The 14,429-nt window shown below is 64.1% G+C and carries 12 protein-coding genes, 1 tRNA gene and 1 pseudogene; 6 read left to right on the top strand and 8 right to left on the bottom strand.

From position 1 onward, the window contains the following. The first annotated feature begins 58 nt into the window (after positions 1 to 58). Together JQ580_RS21240 and JQ580_RS21235 are read left to right on the top strand one after the other, a co-directional pair. Positions 59 to 1,666 carry an ABC transporter substrate-binding protein gene (locus tag JQ580_RS21240; RefSeq protein WP_212282176.1) on the top strand — a complete coding sequence of 536 codons (1,608 nt, stop codon included), beginning with the start codon at positions 59 to 61 and terminating at the stop codon, positions 1,664 to 1,666. A 230-nt stretch (positions 1,667 to 1,896) separates the two neighbouring features. After that, positions 1,897 to 3,492 (top strand): annotated as a pseudogene (locus JQ580_RS21235) (glycosyltransferase family 39 protein). A 222-nt stretch (positions 3,493 to 3,714) separates the two neighbouring features. On the opposite strand, the gene JQ580_RS21230 reads toward JQ580_RS21235, so the two are convergent. After that, positions 3,715 to 4,917 carry a multidrug effflux MFS transporter gene (locus JQ580_RS21230; protein ID WP_249134331.1) on the bottom strand — a complete coding sequence of 401 codons (1,203 nt, stop codon included), beginning with the start codon at positions 4,915 to 4,917 and terminating at the stop codon, positions 3,715 to 3,717. Positions 4,918 to 5,231: 314 nt separating this feature from the next. On the opposite strand from JQ580_RS21230, the gene JQ580_RS21225 reads away from it, so the two are divergent. Then, a complete protein-coding gene (locus JQ580_RS21225) occupies positions 5,232 to 6,581 on the top strand; it encodes a hypothetical protein (protein ID WP_212282174.1) in 1,350 nt (449 codons plus the stop codon). Here the strand turns inward: JQ580_RS21225 and JQ580_RS21220 are convergent. The 4 genes from JQ580_RS21220 to JQ580_RS21205 are packed head-to-tail and all read right to left on the bottom strand — an operon-like array spanning position 6,545 to position 10,902. Then, positions 6,545 to 7,348 carry a class I SAM-dependent methyltransferase gene (locus JQ580_RS21220; RefSeq protein WP_212282173.1) on the bottom strand — a complete coding sequence of 268 codons (804 nt, stop codon included), beginning with the start codon at positions 7,346 to 7,348 and terminating at the stop codon, positions 6,545 to 6,547. The genes JQ580_RS21225 and JQ580_RS21220 overlap by 37 nt on opposite strands. An 11-nt stretch (positions 7,349 to 7,359) precedes the next feature. Beyond that, on the bottom strand, positions 7,360 to 9,270 hold the full coding sequence (gene asnB / locus JQ580_RS21215) for an asparagine synthase (glutamine-hydrolyzing) (protein WP_212282172.1): 1,911 nt from the start codon (positions 9,268 to 9,270) through the stop codon (positions 7,360 to 7,362). A gap of 22 nt (positions 9,271 to 9,292) precedes the next feature. Continuing rightward, entirely contained in the window at positions 9,293 to 10,159 is an 867-nt protein-coding gene (locus JQ580_RS21210) for a glycosyltransferase family 2 protein (RefSeq protein ID WP_212282171.1), read from the bottom strand. Next, positions 10,156 to 10,902 (bottom strand): class I SAM-dependent methyltransferase, encoded by a 747-nt coding sequence (locus JQ580_RS21205; protein WP_212282170.1) that lies wholly within the window; start codon positions 10,900 to 10,902, stop codon positions 10,156 to 10,158. The genes JQ580_RS21210 and JQ580_RS21205 overlap by 4 nt, the downstream gene beginning before the upstream one ends. A gap of 154 nt (positions 10,903 to 11,056) precedes the next feature. Between JQ580_RS21205 and JQ580_RS21200 the strand changes: the two genes are divergently transcribed. Together JQ580_RS21200 and JQ580_RS21195 are read left to right on the top strand one after the other, a co-directional pair. Continuing rightward, a complete protein-coding gene (locus tag JQ580_RS21200) occupies positions 11,057 to 11,368 on the top strand; it encodes a hypothetical protein (protein ID WP_212282169.1) in 312 nt (103 codons plus the stop codon). 97 nt (positions 11,369 to 11,465) lie between these two features. Next, entirely contained in the window at positions 11,466 to 12,026 is a 561-nt protein-coding gene (locus JQ580_RS21195) for a hypothetical protein (protein WP_212282168.1), read from the top strand. A gap of 100 nt (positions 12,027 to 12,126) precedes the next feature. On the opposite strand, the gene JQ580_RS21190 is transcribed toward JQ580_RS21195, so the two are convergent. Continuing rightward, positions 12,127 to 12,215: transfer RNA gene (locus JQ580_RS21190), tRNA-Leu, on the bottom strand. 174 nt (positions 12,216 to 12,389) lie between these two features. On the opposite strand from JQ580_RS21190, the gene JQ580_RS21185 reads away from it, so the two are divergent. Continuing rightward, on the top strand, positions 12,390 to 12,818 hold the full coding sequence (locus JQ580_RS21185; RefSeq protein ID WP_212282167.1) for a twin-arginine translocation pathway signal: 429 nt from the start codon (positions 12,390 to 12,392) through the stop codon (positions 12,816 to 12,818). Positions 12,819 to 12,836: 18 nt separating this feature from the next. On the opposite strand, the gene JQ580_RS21180 is transcribed toward JQ580_RS21185, so the two are convergent. Beyond that, positions 12,837 to 14,045, bottom strand: a complete 1,209-nt coding sequence (locus tag JQ580_RS21180) for an FAD-dependent monooxygenase (RefSeq protein WP_212282166.1) — start codon at positions 14,043 to 14,045, stop codon at positions 12,837 to 12,839. 19 nt (positions 14,046 to 14,064) lie between these two features. Next, positions 14,065 to 14,310 (bottom strand): zinc-finger domain-containing protein, encoded by a 246-nt coding sequence (locus JQ580_RS21175; protein WP_007602543.1) that lies wholly within the window; start codon positions 14,308 to 14,310, stop codon positions 14,065 to 14,067. Positions 14,311 to 14,429: the final 119 nt, after the last annotated feature.

Below are 14,429 nucleotides of genomic sequence, written 5' to 3'. Positions count from 1 at the left end.
CGCGGCGCCGCTGGTCATCAGCGGCGCCGTCCGCCAGCCGGTCGCCAGGAGAACGTCAATGTTCCAACTCATGCGTCGGGGGCGTCTCGCGTTCGCTTCCAGACTTGCGCTTTCGGTCGCGGCACTTTCGGCACTTGCCTCGCCAGTTCTTGCCGCAGGCAAGACCATCACCGCTGTGATGCATTCGGATCTGCGCATTCTCGATCCGATCTTCACCAGCGCCTACATCTCGCGTGACCATGGCTACATGGTCTACGACACGCTCATCGCGACGGATTCGAACTTCAAGATCCAGCCGCAGATGGCCGACTGGAAGGTCTCCGACGACAAGCTGACCTATACCTTCACGCTGCGCGATGGTCTGAAGTGGCATGACGGGACGCCGGTCACCGCGGATGATTGCGTCGCCTCCCTGAAGCGCTGGGCCGCGGTCGATGGTATGGGACAGCAGATGATGCTGTTCACCGCAAGCATCGAAGCGACCGACCCCACGACCATCACGCTGAAGCTGAAGAAACCCTACGCGCTCGTGCTGGAATCGATTGGAAAGCCATCCTCGCGGGTCGCTTTCATGATGCCGAAGCGTCTCGCCGACACGCCGGTGGACAAGCAGATTCCAGAACAGATCGGCTCCGGTCCCTTCAAGTTCGTCGCATCGGAATTCCAGCCCGGGGTGAAGGCGATCTATGTCAAGAACACCGATTACGTGCCGCGCAAGGAGCCGGCGAGCTGGACTGCGGGCGGCAAAGTGGCGAAGGTCGACCGCGTCGAGTGGTTGACGATGCCGGACGCGCAGACGGCGTTGAACGCGCTTCAGTCGGGCGACATCGATTTCATGGAAAATCCCGCCATCGAGATGTTGCCGGCGATCGAAGCCGACAAGGGGCTCAAGCTCGAGATCCTGAACAAGTTCGGATTCCAGACCGGCGCGCGGATGAACTTCCTCCATCCGCCGTTCGACAATGTCAAAGTCCGCCGCGCGGCATTCCTCGCGATCAAGCAGAAGGACGTTCTCGACGCGCTGATCGGCGATCCCAAATACTACAAGACTTGCGCTGCGGCGTTCATCTGCGACACGCCGTTCGCAACGGAGGTCGGCGGCGAGACTCTCGCCAAGGGCGGCGACATTGCCGCGGCGAAGAAGGCACTCGCGGATTCCGGTTACGACGGCACGCCTGTCGTGCTGATGGCGCCGGGTGATGTGCTGACGCTGAAGGCTCAACCGATCGTGGTGGCCCAGCAACTGCGTGAAGCGGGCTTCAAGGTCGATCTGCAGGCCACCGACTGGCAGACAGTGGTGAGCCGGCGCGCCAGCCAGAAGCCCCCGAAGGAGGGCGGCTGGAACATGTTCATCACCAACTGGGTCAGTGCCGACGTGGACAACCCGATCTCCAACGTCGCCGTCGGTGGGCAGGGCAAGAAGGGCGGCTGGTTCGGCTGGGCGGAAGACGCCAGGATCGAGCAGCTCAAGGACGCTTTCGTCCGCGCAGCCTCGCTCGACGAGCGGAAGATGATCGCGACCGAGATTCAGAAGGAGGCCTACGATCAGGTGCTCTATATGCCGCTCGGCCAGTATCAGGCGCCGAGCGCCTGGCGCAAATCGCTGACCGGCGTTCTCGACGGCCCGGCAACTCCGGTGTTCTGGAACGTCGACAAATCGGATTGAGGCGGGCCGGATTCACATAGGGTCCGGCTTGTTCACCACGCGGCGCCGCTGTGACCAGCGGCGCCGTTGTCATTTGTCAGCTTCACGTCAGCTTGCAACGCTGGGGCTTTTAACTTTTCCAGTATGCAATCATTGCTATTTGTTTCGTACCTGAAATAGATGTGTCGCCTCACGCATCATTTTCCTTTCTCAGTTTGATTCCAGTGCCGATCGATTTTGCTCTCCAGGCGATGGCCGAACGGTCCGATCGCGCGCCGGCGCGTTGGCGACGGCCATTCCTGCATTGGCTCGATGGCGTCGAGGCGGGCTGGGCGGTGCCGCTCCTCATTGCCTGCTTTGTTGCGGTCTGGACGCTCTATCTGGCGATCGCCTATGCCGGCGGCGGCCTGCACCCAGATACGCTCGAGGCCTGGACGCTCGGGCAGCATTTCGCCTGGGGCTATCACAAGCATCCGCCATTGTCCGGCTGGATTGCCGCCGGCTGGACCGCCGTCTTTCCGGTCAGCGACTGGTCGCTGCAATTGATGGCGATGACCAATGCCGGGCTTGCGCTGATCTTCGTCGACCGGATCGCACGGCAATTCGTGACCGGCCACAAGCGCGTCCTAGTGCTTTTGCTCCTGATGCTGACGCCGATCTATCAATTCCACGCCCAGCGCTTCAATGCCAATTCGGTGCTGCTGGCGACCTGGCCGCTGGCGACCTGGTGCTTCCTGCGCGCCTTCGAGACGCGCGCCCCACTGTGGTCGGTCGCAGTGGGATTGACGACGGCGCTGGCCATGGTCGGCAAATACTATTCGATCTTTCTGGTCACGAGCTTTGCGCTTGCCGCGCTGGCGCACCCGGCACGGCGCGCCTATTTTACCTCCGCTTCGCCCTGGATCTCGGTCATCGTCGGGCTCACGGCGCTGTCACCTCACGTCCATTGGCTTGCGACGACGGGCGCGTCGACCTTCACCTACGCACTCGCGCACACCGGCGGCAACGTTACGACCTCGCTCGGCGAGGCGCGAAACTTTGCGCTGGGGCTGGCGGCGGCCATGAGCATGTCGGCCGTGTTCTGGGTGCTCGTCGCGGGAACGCGCTTGAAGCGGTTTCCGGCCGACTTCGCGGCAATGAGCCCGGGCCTGCGGCTTTTACTCTACGTCGCGATCGGCACGGTCGTGCTGCCTGTGGTGACATCGCTCGTGATGGGCACCGATCTGCCGTCGCTATGGGCGTTGCAGGGAATGTTTCTGTTCACCGTTCTCGTGGTCTGCAGCACAAGCTACCCGATCGAGCGTTTCTACACCGTCAACCTCACTATGATCGTAACCGGCGTCGCACTTGCGGCCGTCCTGATCGCCGCGCCCATCCATGCCGTCTATCGCAACGATCACGGCTACGAGGAGGGGCGGAATCTGTACGCCCAGGCTGCCGGCGAATTGACGCGTGAGTGGCGCGGGTTGACCGGCGTGCCACTGGGCGCGGTGAGTGGTGATGGTTCGCTGGCCTTCGCCACCGCGTTTTACAGCCCGGACCATCCGCGCAATGCGGCGCCCCTGGAATACGAGCAGACATTGGGCTTGCCGGCCGGGACCCAGCGCGACCGTGGCTGGGCCGCACTCTGTTTCCGCGACCAAGTTTCTTGCATCCGATGAATGGAGTGGGCGTCCTCGCAGGCCGGACCTGTGGTCAGGCGCGAGTACACCGTGCGGGCCGCGCTCTGGGGACGGCCCGGTGTTGCGCGTGAGGTGGTCGCTCTGATGATGCGGCCTCGGGGAATGCGGATGATCCCCAAGAGCGCTGCGGATGATTTCAGTGCCAGCCGGCGAACGAGCGAATAGAGGCTCCGCTCAGGGAGTGACCGTGGCTCAGCAGTGGCTGTCGCGCACCTGTTCCAGGCCTTCGCTTGCAAAAGGCATCGTCAACGCGATCCGTCGCGTGCCGGGCTCGGATCGTTCCGGCGTTTGCGGCTCGACGTGGCGGGGATCTTCGTGGGGTTCCAGTTCCATCGCAGCGCCTTTCAGAATTGCTGCAGGACAACATGGAGGGGGTCGGGAAGTTCCTTAAGCGATCGGATGGTGATGCGGCCTGAACAGCCGGCCCTTCTCGACCACCAGCACGATCGCAAGCGCGGCGAGCGTCGACAGGAAGAAGCCGACCGAGAACGGCAGCAGCGTGCCGTCGAAGCTTTGTCCGATCGCCATGCCGATCACGATTCCGATCAGCGTCGTGATCGAGCCGTAGAGCGAGGAGGCGGTGCCGGCGATGTGGCCCTGCGGCTCCATCGCGAGCGCAGTGAAGTTGGCTACCATCATGCCGAACGAGAACATCATCAGCGCCGACAGCGCCATGAACAGGGCAAGCGGCAGCATGTTCAGGCTTTCCGTGATGAGGAGGATCGAAGCCACGACGGCATAAAGCGACAGTGCGCCGTGGGAGATCACGCGCATGCCCAGCCGGCCGACAAGTCGCGCATTGAGGAAACCGGCAATGGCGACGCCGGTCGCGATCGCGGCAAAGGCGAGAGGGAAATAATGACCGAGGTGGTAGATGCCGGTGAAGACCTGCTGCGCCGAGAACACATAGGCGAACAGCGCCCCCATGACGCTGCCTGCGGCCATCGCGTAGCCGATGGTCTGCCGGTTGGTCAGGGTCTGTCGGAATGCGGAAAGTATGTCGGCAGGAGCAAGCGACCTGCGTTCAGACGCGGGCAGAGTCTCCGGCAGGCGCAGCACGCTCCAGGCGAGGGCGAGCAGGCCATACAGCGCCAGCACGACGAAGATGCCCCGCCATTGCGACACGAGCAGCACCGCCTGTCCGAACGACGGCGCAACCACGGGCACTGCGATGAACACCATCATCGCAAGCGACATCACGCTCGCCATCCTGCGGCCGACATAACAATCGCGCACGATCGAGGTCGCGATCACGCGTGTCGCCGCGGTGCCAAATCCCTGCAGCGCGCGCGCCAGCAACAATGTTTCGAACGAGGGCGCGGCGATCGCCAGCACGCTCGCGATGGCATAGACCGTCATTCCGCCGAGCAGCACAGGGCGTCGTCCGAACCGGTCGGACAACGGTCCCATGATGAACTGGCCGGCGCCGAAGCCGATCAGGAAGGTCGACAGAACGAGCTGCAGATGGTTGGCGTTGGGAATTTTGAAGGCTGCCCCGATATTGGGCAGCGCCGGCAGCATCATGTCCATCGCCAGCGGATTCAGCGCCATGATGGACGCGATCACCACGACAAATTCGGGGAAACCCATAGGACGGTGTCCCGAGGACACCCAACCGTCGGCATTGACGTCGGACAAGGAAGCTCACCTCTGCAATTCAGAGGTCTTTCTATCGTCGATGCTGCAGCGCACAACCCACGTTTCGGGATGGCTGTCAGGCGGGCGACGCGAATATCCGCGCCATCGGCCCGCCAGGGTCCGCTTATCGGCCAGCAACCAGTCATTCACCATAAGGGTGCGGGGAACACACCGAGAGATGAATCGGCAACCCAACCTGTCCATTGTGACCCGCGGAAGCGCCGTGTTGGTGCCGACAGAAACCAGGCGAAACAGAGTATCCGATTGTGTCTGATGTCACCGGGACAGCACGATGGTTGGAGCCCTCGGCCGACAGGGCTTCGAGGCGAAACATCTGGCTTGGCTGGCTGATCGCACTGACCGCGCTCTTGGTGCTTGGCAATCTCGCCAACGATGCCGTGCTCGATGTGAGATATGGCTGGGACACTCGCGTCAATTGCGCGGCGGTGGATGCCTATGTCGGCGGGCTCGATCCCTACTTCGTCAAGAACCTGAAGGGCACCAAGCTCTCCTACCCCTATCTGCCGGTGACGCTGGAGGCCTTCCGTCCCTTCTGCGCGGACGGCCTTCTGGTTGCTCATCACAAAGTTATCTTTCCCGTCCTCGCCGTGCTTTGCGGCCTCCTTTTGCCAGGTCTTGGTGCGTCAGGTCTTGGTTTTCAGGGTCCTGGCCGAACGAGCTTTGGCGACGTCGGACTCAGGGTGCTCGGCGCGCTCGGCGCCTTCGTCGGTTTCGAATGGGTGCAGGCGTCGGGCAATTTCGCGATCCTGAGCGGCGTGCTGACCGCGATCGCGCTGAGGCTCCTGCTTTCTCTGCCCGTATCCGGGCCGTCGGGGGACAATAGCTTTCCCTCGCGCGTCGCCGGCGCCGCGCTGCTCGGCCTCGTGATGTCGTTCAAGCTGGTGTTCTTGCCGGTGCTGGCCGCGCTGTACTTCCTGCCGCTGCCGCGCGGTCGCAAGCTGACGCTGATCGCGATGGCTGTGTTCAGCTTCGCCTTGCCCATCCTGATATCGTGGCTGGCCTACCCGGATCTGTTCGCGAGTTGGCAGCTCGCGGTGGCCGGAAAGATTCCCGACCAGCACCTCGTCGAACTGTTCGAGAGCAACCCGTCGCTGCTGCTGCTGGCACGGGATGTAGTGGGCCATGCAGGCCTGATCGACAGCAAGCCGGCGATCTTCGCAACCTATGCAGTCGCCGCCACGGCGCTGGTGCTCGGGCCGTTCGCCCTGTCCGTTCTGCGCTTGATCGGGAAGCGGCCAGCGCACGGAGGAGGTTCGCTTCCTGCGCGGCTGGATCGCTGGCTGACGGATCACCCCCGCGCGGCGATGCGCATCACGGTGCTGGCGATGTTTGCGCTCTATCTCAGCTCGCCGCGCCTCAAGGAATATGCCTTCTTCGAACTCGCGCTCTATGCCGCGATCCTGCTGGTCGATCTTTCCGCCACCACGCTCGCCGCCGCGCTCACCGTCGGCCTAATGATGCCTTCACTGATCTCTTTGGCCGGGAGTCGCTTCGAGGACAACTTCATCCAGCTCTTCAGCGCGCTGATGTTCTTCTGGGTCTTGCTGCTCGACGCCCGTCAAACGGGCCGTGTGCCGGACACGGTCCAGCTATAGCCGTGGCGGTGGTAGAGCCTGACCTCCCCGAATCCGCCATCCGACAGCAGCGCCTCCGCTTCGGCGCGGGTGTAGTATTTCGCGTAGGCGGGATTGAGCTGGTCGTAGATGGTCAAGCGGCGAACGCTGCGCGGAAACTTCGCCAGTACCGAAAGCATGTAGGACCGCATCGGTAGCGGCAATATCCGGCAAAGCCCGATATAGGCCGTCAGTGCCCATTCCAGACCATGCGACAGCACCACCAGCAGCCGGTGTGGCAGCAGGACGGTGAGCTTGCGCAGCGGGATCGCGAGCGACAGATAGGTCTCGTTGCCCTCGTAGCCGTAGAGCCAGACGATGCAGCGTCCGCCGGGGCGCAGCGCAGCGTAGGCCGCGCGAACCACCGGCGCCGGTTCGGGGATGTGATGCAGCACACCCATCGAAACCACATAGTCGAGCCCGAGATCGCGCGGCAACCGGTCGCCGGGCACCTGCAGATAGTCGATGCGCTCCGCGCGTGCCGCCGTGTTGTCCTTCAGGACCAGCATGGCATCGGAAGGTTCGACCGCCACGACACGATCCGCCCCGGCATCGAGCAGCATGTTGACGATGCGCCCCGTGCCGCTCCCGATGTCGGCGATCCGCTTGCCCTTGACCTCGTCGAGGGACAGCAACGGACCGAACAGATCGGCAAGCAGGTCCGCCGAGCCGTAATAGCCGGGGTTGTCGCGGAACGCGGTCCATTGCTCGCCGAAATCGTTGATCGTCTGGTCCTTAAGGTCCGGCATGCGCCCGCTCCCTAAGCTCGGCGCGGCGAGGGGGCCGCAAGCCCCGTCAGCCAGATGCCCAGCGTCAGGATAGGCCACAACGCGAACGCATTGTCGCTCCTGGCCTCGCGATGCGCATTCCACAGCAGCCGGATCGCCTCCGGTTTCAGGAAGGGCGCGAAGACATCAGCCTCGCGGCCGAGCACCCGGTCGCAGATCGGCCGCAGCCCGCCGCGTCGCATCAATTGCGCGATCGGCACGTTGAAGCCGCGCTTGCGCGACCATGCGGCCTCGCCAGGCATGCCCAGGCGCTCGGCAAGTTTGCGCAACACATATTTCGGCGCGCCCTTGGGCCAGGGATTGAGCAACGATACGTTGAGGCCGCCGGCGAGGTCCATGACCCGTCGGTCGAGGATCGGCACGCGCACTTCCAGACCGTGCGCCATGCTCATGGCATCGACCTTGGTGAGGACGCTTTGCAGATGGAAGCGCTGATCGGCGATCAGCGCCCGATCCAGCACGTTGTCGTGCGGCTCCGAATAATATCCGGCGTATTCCGCGAACGGGTCGGCCGATGCAAGATCGGCCATTGCGCTGTCATAGATCTTCTCGGCGAGAAAGCGGGGAAGCAGCCGCCGCCATTGCAGATGAGGGCTGTCGCCGGCTTCGCTGAGCCCGAGCGCGAAGCGGGCGAGTTGCGCCGCCGCCGGAAGCCGCTTCTCGTTGCCGCGCACCGAGGCATAGGCGAGGCGTCCGATCAGGCCGGCAAGGCTGCGCGGAACGACATGGCGCGCGCGTTCGGCCATCATGGTCGCGGCATAGGTTTCATATCCGGCGAAGAATTCGTCGCCGCCGTCGCCGGACAGGACCACGGTGGAATGCCGGCGGACCGCACCCGCCAGATGATAGAAGCCGAGCGCGCCCGTGTCGGCGCATTGCCCGTCGAAATGATAGACCACCGCCCGCAGCGCCGCCTCGGCATCCTCGCCGGCTTCCCCGTCGATGACGTTGAGCGACAGGCCGGCGGCGGTCGCAATCTGCTGCGCGACCGCGGTTTCATCATGGCTTTTCTCGGTGAAGCCGGCCGTGAACAGCGGGGGCTTCAAACCGAGGCGGCCGAGCGTGAGGCTGATCAGCGAACTGTCGATGCCGCCGCTCTGCAGCACGGCGAGTGGAACGTCGCTCACCATCTGGCTCTTCACCACCGTCTCGATCGTCGATTGCAGCCGGACAACGGCTTCGTCGAGGTCGCGGATCACGGGCGCGCGCACCGGCCGCCAGAACCGTCGCTCGGTCCGCTCGCGCTCGGTAAATCCGATCATGGTGCCGGGCGGGATCTGCTGGATGTCCTGGTACAGGCTCTGTTGCGTCCCCGGATGGCCGGCGGCGAGATAGGTGTGCAGGGCCACGGGATCGATCCGCGCGGCGACGTCACCGCTTGCGGTCAGTCCCTTGATCTCGCTTGCGAACAGGATGCGGCTGCCGTTTTCGGAATAGTACAGCGGCTTGATCCCAATGCCGTCGCGCGCCAGGATCAGGCGGCGCTCCTGCCGGTCCCACAAGCCGATCGCGAAAAAGCCCTCCAGGCGTTCGAACATCGCCTCGCCCCAGGCAAGATAAGCGTAAGGGAGGATCTCGGTGTCGCAGGTGCTGCGAAAGCGGACGCCGAACGACCGCTCGAGCTCGCTGCGCAGCTCGTGATCGTTGTAGATCTCTCCGTTGTAGGTGACGACGATGCGCCCGGATGCCTCGAGCATCGGCTGGCGCCCGGCATCGGAGAGATCGCGGATGGCGAGCCGGCGGTGAGCGAGGCCGACGGGGCCGTCCAGCCAGTGGCCGTCGCCGTCCGGCCCACGGTGGATCAGGGCTTCCGACATCGCCGCAACCGCGCGGCCGTCGGCCGGCCGGCCGTCACGATGAAAGATGCCCGCTATGCCGCACATCGCGTTCCCTCGCCGCGGGAGGTCATGGTCGCTGATTCATGATCTGCTTCAGCAGCACCGCGAGCAGTCCCATGGCGACGACGAGAATGCTGAGCAGGATCGCGCCGACACCAAGGACGAAGGCGCTGACGAGTTGCAGGATGATGCCGCCGATCAGCGAGACCAGCGCGAGCGCCATGCACATCATCGCCAGCAGCACGAAGATCTTGAGCGGATTGTAATAGGTGCAGGCCTCGAGGACGTATTGCAGGGTGCGAACGGAGTCCCGGAACAGGTTCACCTTGGAGCGGCCGATCCGCTCCTTGTAGTCGATGTCGATATAGTCGACGAACTTCGCGTTCATCATGTAGGCGAGCGTCAGCGATGTCGTGAAGCTGAAGAGGTCGCTGACATGGTCGAAATAGGGGATCGCGACCTGCCTGCCGAACACCCGCAAGCCGGAATTGATGTCTGGGATGTCGCGGTTGGCGGTAAATTCGACGATCGCCTTGAGGATGGCACGCAACGGCGACTTCAGCATCGACTCGCGGTAATTGGGCCCGGTCCTGGCGCCGACGACCATGTCGAAGCCTTGGTTGAAGCGCGCGACGAGGGCCGGGATCGCTTCCATCGGGTAAGAGCCATCCGCATCGCTGATGACGATCGTGTCGTAGGATGCGGCGCGAATTCCATCCTTGAGCGAACGGCCATAGCCGATGTTGTGAGGATGCCTGAGCACCTTTGCACCGGCCTGTCCGGCAAGCTCGCCGGTGCCGTCGGCCGAACCATCGTCGACGATGATGATCTCGTAGGGAGTGAGCTGAGCACCGTCGAGAGCTGCCCTGGCTCGATCAATGGTTTCGACGATGCCGTTGCGCTCGTTGAGCGCAGGAATGACGACTGAGATCATAAGCGGCGTGCAATACAGGTGACGGATTGCCCGAAGAAACTTCGCGAGAGCGGATCGAGCGCCCGCGACAGCGGCACGGCGTATTTGTCGAACAGGGCGATCTGCCCGTTGACGGCGGCATCGTTCAGCGACTGATGTCGCTTCAGGCGATTGGCTAGCCACCCAAGCCCGCCGATCGGATTGAAGTAGTTCAGCCGGATCAACTCGACCGGTTGATCGGCGAGCAGCTTGGCGAGGCGTGCCGTGGTGTAGCGGCGGCAATGTCCTGCCAGGCGATCGAGATCGTTGTAGAGCAGCATCAGGGCGGGAACGCTGATCAGGAGATGGCCTCCGGGCTTGAGCACCTGCACGAGATTGGCAATTGCGGTGGCGTCATCCTCGATGTGCTCGAGCACGTTGATGGTGAAGACCGCATCGACCCCTTGGGGAAACAGGGAACTCAGCTGATCGCGGACCAGGATGTCGCAGACGGCGAACTTGCGATCTGGCATCGCCTTCGCGGCGCGTTCGACGCTTTCGCGGTCGTGGTCCACGCCACAATACTCGCCAAGCTCTCCGAGCACTCTGCTGTAGAGCCCATGCCCGAACCCGACTTCGAGGATCGCACCCTTGAGGTAGGGGCGGAACTGGTCGATCACCCAGTTCATGTAGTTCTGCGCGTCGGCGATCGCGCTCGAATACGTGTCGGCCCCGACCTTCAGGCTTTCCGTCGTGGACTGGGCGGGAAGGGAAGTCTGAGCCATGGAGCCTGCGCCTTGTTCTCGCCCGGGTTAGCAGCGAGCGCCCCATTTCTCAAGGAGATGTGAGGCGTCATCGCCTTAAAGTTGACGTCGCGCGTGGCCGTGGAGAAGCTGCGCCGGGCGAGGGCGCCTCCACCGCAGCGAAGACCGGGGGTGCATGAGCGCGTATGACACGCTGAGGTTGACGACACCCTGGCGGCGCCGTACTAATGACGATCATTGCCGGAAGTTGCGATTACAAATTGCGCTGATTGCTGAACATTTTTTTGAAGGCCGCCGGTCGTGGCGGCTGCCGGAGGATTGCATGGCCGGTACGCAGAAGCCGAAAACATCATCGAAAACCTCCGACACCATCGGCAGGCGGAGCCAGCCGCCAGGATGCCGCACTTCAACCAGGCGGGCTGGTTCGGGCGTCGGCTTTTGCGACACCATGCATTTCGAAATCTCGGACGAGCGCATCCGGGAATGAGGGAAAAGGTTCTGACGTAGGCCCGGCGTGAGCTGACGTCGTCAGCGGCGCAGAAGGTTGCGATCGTGACAGCGGTAAGTTCCGGGAGGAGCTTTCGATGCAGCGGATTGTTTTGCGGCGCGTGAAGCCGACGCTTTCACTTCCGGAAGCGCTCGACAAGATCAGGACAGGCACGAGAGCCGTGGTCGTCGGTGACGGTCATGGATCGCGGGTCGTCACGGCCGGTGACATCTTCGAAGCCATGAATGAGGCGCTCGATGCGGGCAGGGACCCAAAGAGCGTTGAGATCGGCGAGGTGAGGCCGACCCTTCCGAGAGTTGCGGTGGGAGCACCTTTAGTCACGGCAACCGACAGGTTTGGACCACCGGGCTCGCGGCCGTCGTTGAATTTCCCGGAAGAGGATCGGTTTCGCTCGCTGCTGATGGACAAGGACGATGGCAAGGCGCCGCGCTACCTCGTCGAGGAGATCGGTCCCGAGGGGGCGGTGATCGTGACCTCGTCCGAAGCTTTCGCCGGCCACCTCGCCAAGAGCCTGACCATCTGCACATGCGCGGGCGAGCCCGTCCATCGTTTCGAGCCGGATCAGGTCAGGGTGCCCGGGGTCTGCAACAAGCCTCATGGCAAGCCGGTCACTTGCAGCCATGCGGGCATCGTGTGATCGGCACTTTCAATTCGGTCTACGTCGCGCCGGCCTGCGGATCAATCTTCAAGGTCCGCTCGCGACCGCTGCCAACAACGCCGGGCGCCGTCAGATCTCGTGGTGCGGGCAGCCGGGGTCGAACCGGCACAGCGCTTGCGCACCGAGGGATTTTAAGTCCCTTGCGTCTACCAATTCCGCCATGCCCGCTTGATCCAACGAGATCAAACACTTAAGTCCATCCTTGGCCGTCTGGAATTGGCGCTTTGCGAGCCCGGAGGGACGGTCCTTCCTTAAGCGAGCCGGGCGCACAAGGCAAAGCCTCAATCCGGACATCTGTTGTTGCTTTAGGCATTCTCAATCCACGGGGACTATTCATCCGGCATGGCTGCTTCGTTTTTCACATCGCCGCGCGGCTTCGGCGCGCTCCTCGTGCTGCTTGCGGGCGGGGCCGTGCTGTCCGGCTGCGCCGGCATGAGCGAGACGGTCGCGCCGGCCTTTGCCGATCCCGCCAAATACGAACTGTACGACTGCAAGCAGCTGGAGGCCGAGCGCAAGACGCTGGCCAAGCGCACCGACGAGTTGCGGGCGCTGATGGAGAAGGCCGAGACCGGGGCCGGTGGCGCCGTGGTGTCCGAACTCGCCTATCGCAACGATTATGTCGCCGTGCGCGGGTCGTCGCAAATGGCCGAGGACGCCTGGCGCCGCAACAGGTGCCGGGAATCGCCGCCCGAGGCGACGCCGCCTGCCACGCCATTGTCGCCTGCGGCGACCGCCAAGCCCGCTTCGAAAACCGGCAAGGCGTCGCGCTGAGCCGCGGCGCCTGCTGCGCTACGCATCAGGGCGCCAGCCGTAGATCCAGTCCTGCCGCGCCAGCATGCGGTCCGGGCCGAGCGCGCGGATCGCGAGATCGCGCGCGGCCGCGAGCGGTCCGCCGAGGTGGTAGATGCGGCCCTGCTGCCTCGCGGTCCGCTGCACCCGCCGCACCCGCGCTTGGCGGGCACGGCCATATTGCGTCAGCGCAGCACTGATGGCCGCCGTGCTCTCGGCGGCTTCAAGGCTGAGGTGCCGGGCGAGTATCGCGGCATCCTCGATCGCCATGCCGGCGCCTTGCGCAGCGAACGGGAGCATCGCGTGCACGGCATCGCCGAGCAGCGCCATCGGACCCTTGCTCCAGGGGCAGCCATCGGGCACGCCGAACAGCGCCCATTTCCGCCAGCTGTCGACCGTGGCGAGCATCATGCGCGCCGAGGCCGGCCAGCGCGGCGCGGCGAAGGCATCCATCACCTCGCGGGGATCGCCGGGCGTGCTCCAGCCCGGCCTGTTCCAGCTACCCGGCAGTACCGCGACCACATTGATCTGGCGTCCGCCCGCGATCGGGTAGGCGACCAGATGGGCGTTCGCGCCCATCCACAGCTGCACCCGGCGCGCCGTGTAGTCCTTCGGCAGCTGCGTGGCATCTAGTGTGCCGCGCCAGGCGATCAGGCCGGAGAAGCGCGGCTGTACCTCGGGAAACAGATGCTGGCGGACCGTCGACCAGATCCCGTCGGCGCCGATCAGCGCACTGGCGAGATCGCTGCGGCGGATCGTGCCGCTGCGATGGACCACCGTAAGCCCCTTGGCATGAGGCGCGACGTCTTCGAAGGTCGCGCCCAGCTTCAGGTCGATGTCGGCATGGTCGGCAACGGCGCCCGCCAGCGCCGATTGCAGGTCGGCGCGGTGCACCACCCAATAGGGTGCGCCGGCCCGCAGCGAAGCTGCTTCACCGAGCGGCATGCGCAGCAGTTCGCCACCAGCCCGCGCGCTCATGATCGAGACCGCGTCCGGAACGACGGCGCGGAGCTTGAGACGCTCGCTAAGGCCGAGCTCGACCAGCACGCGGCTGGCATTGGGGGAGAGCTGCAGGCCGGCCCCGACTTCCTCGAGGCGCTCGGCCTTCTCCAGTACGACGATGCGGAAGCCGCGGGCCGCGAGCGCGAGCGCGGCCGTCAGTCCACCGATGCCGGCACCGGCGATGACAATCGTTCGGGAGAGCGCCACCCCTGACCAATGGACGCGGTCAGGCCACCTTGTCCTTAAGGACGCATTCCGGCGGACGGGCTTCCCCCGCCTTCAGGTCGGCGGCGAAGCGGTACAGCGTCGAGCAGTAGGGGCAGATAATCTCGTTGTCGTTGCCGAGGTCGAGGAAGACGTGCGGATGGTCGAACGGAGGGTTGGCGCCCACGCACATGAACTCTTGCGAGCCGATCTCGATGACGGGGACACCGGCATCGTTGTGGAAGTGCGGGACGACATGGTCGGACATCTAACTCATCCTGGAGTGGCAATGGCGGCAGACACAATCACGAACTGACGCGGCATCTTTAAGGCGCCGCGGACCATACTGGCGGGTGCAAGTGATTGCTAGTCCGGCGGAACCGAAAG

It is taken from the genome of Bradyrhizobium sp. SZCCT0148 (genome assembly GCF_018129985.1).
Classification (GTDB): domain Bacteria; phylum Pseudomonadota; class Alphaproteobacteria; order Rhizobiales; family Xanthobacteraceae; genus Bradyrhizobium; species Bradyrhizobium japonicum_H.
Note: the sequence above shows the minus strand (reverse complement) of the source record. Positions and strands in the feature narration are given on the sequence as shown.

Excerpts from the sequence above, each read along its gene's own strand:
- JQ580_RS21240 (WP_212282176.1), top strand. The coding sequence starts at position 59 with ATGTTCCAACTCATGCGTCGGGGGCGTCTCGCGTTCGCTTCCAGACTT.
- JQ580_RS21230 (WP_249134331.1), bottom strand. The coding sequence starts at position 4,917 with ATGGGTTTCCCCGAATTTGTCGTGGTGATCGCGTCCATCATGGCGCTG.
- JQ580_RS21220 (WP_212282173.1), bottom strand. The coding sequence starts at position 7,348 with ATGCCGGACCTTAAGGACCAGACGATCAACGATTTCGGCGAGCAATGG.
- asnB (WP_212282172.1), bottom strand. The coding sequence starts at position 9,270 with ATGTGCGGCATAGCGGGCATCTTTCATCGTGACGGCCGGCCGGCCGAC.
- JQ580_RS21210 (WP_212282171.1), bottom strand. The coding sequence starts at position 10,159 with ATGATCTCAGTCGTCATTCCTGCGCTCAACGAGCGCAACGGCATCGTC.
- JQ580_RS21205 (WP_212282170.1), bottom strand. The coding sequence starts at position 10,902 with ATGGCTCAGACTTCCCTTCCCGCCCAGTCCACGACGGAAAGCCTGAAG.
- JQ580_RS21200 (WP_212282169.1), top strand. The coding sequence starts at position 11,057 with ATGAGCGCGTATGACACGCTGAGGTTGACGACACCCTGGCGGCGCCGT.
- JQ580_RS21195 (WP_212282168.1), top strand. The coding sequence starts at position 11,466 with ATGCAGCGGATTGTTTTGCGGCGCGTGAAGCCGACGCTTTCACTTCCG.
- JQ580_RS21185 (WP_212282167.1), top strand. The coding sequence starts at position 12,390 with ATGGCTGCTTCGTTTTTCACATCGCCGCGCGGCTTCGGCGCGCTCCTC.
- JQ580_RS21175 (WP_007602543.1), bottom strand. The coding sequence starts at position 14,310 with ATGTCCGACCATGTCGTCCCGCACTTCCACAACGATGCCGGTGTCCCC.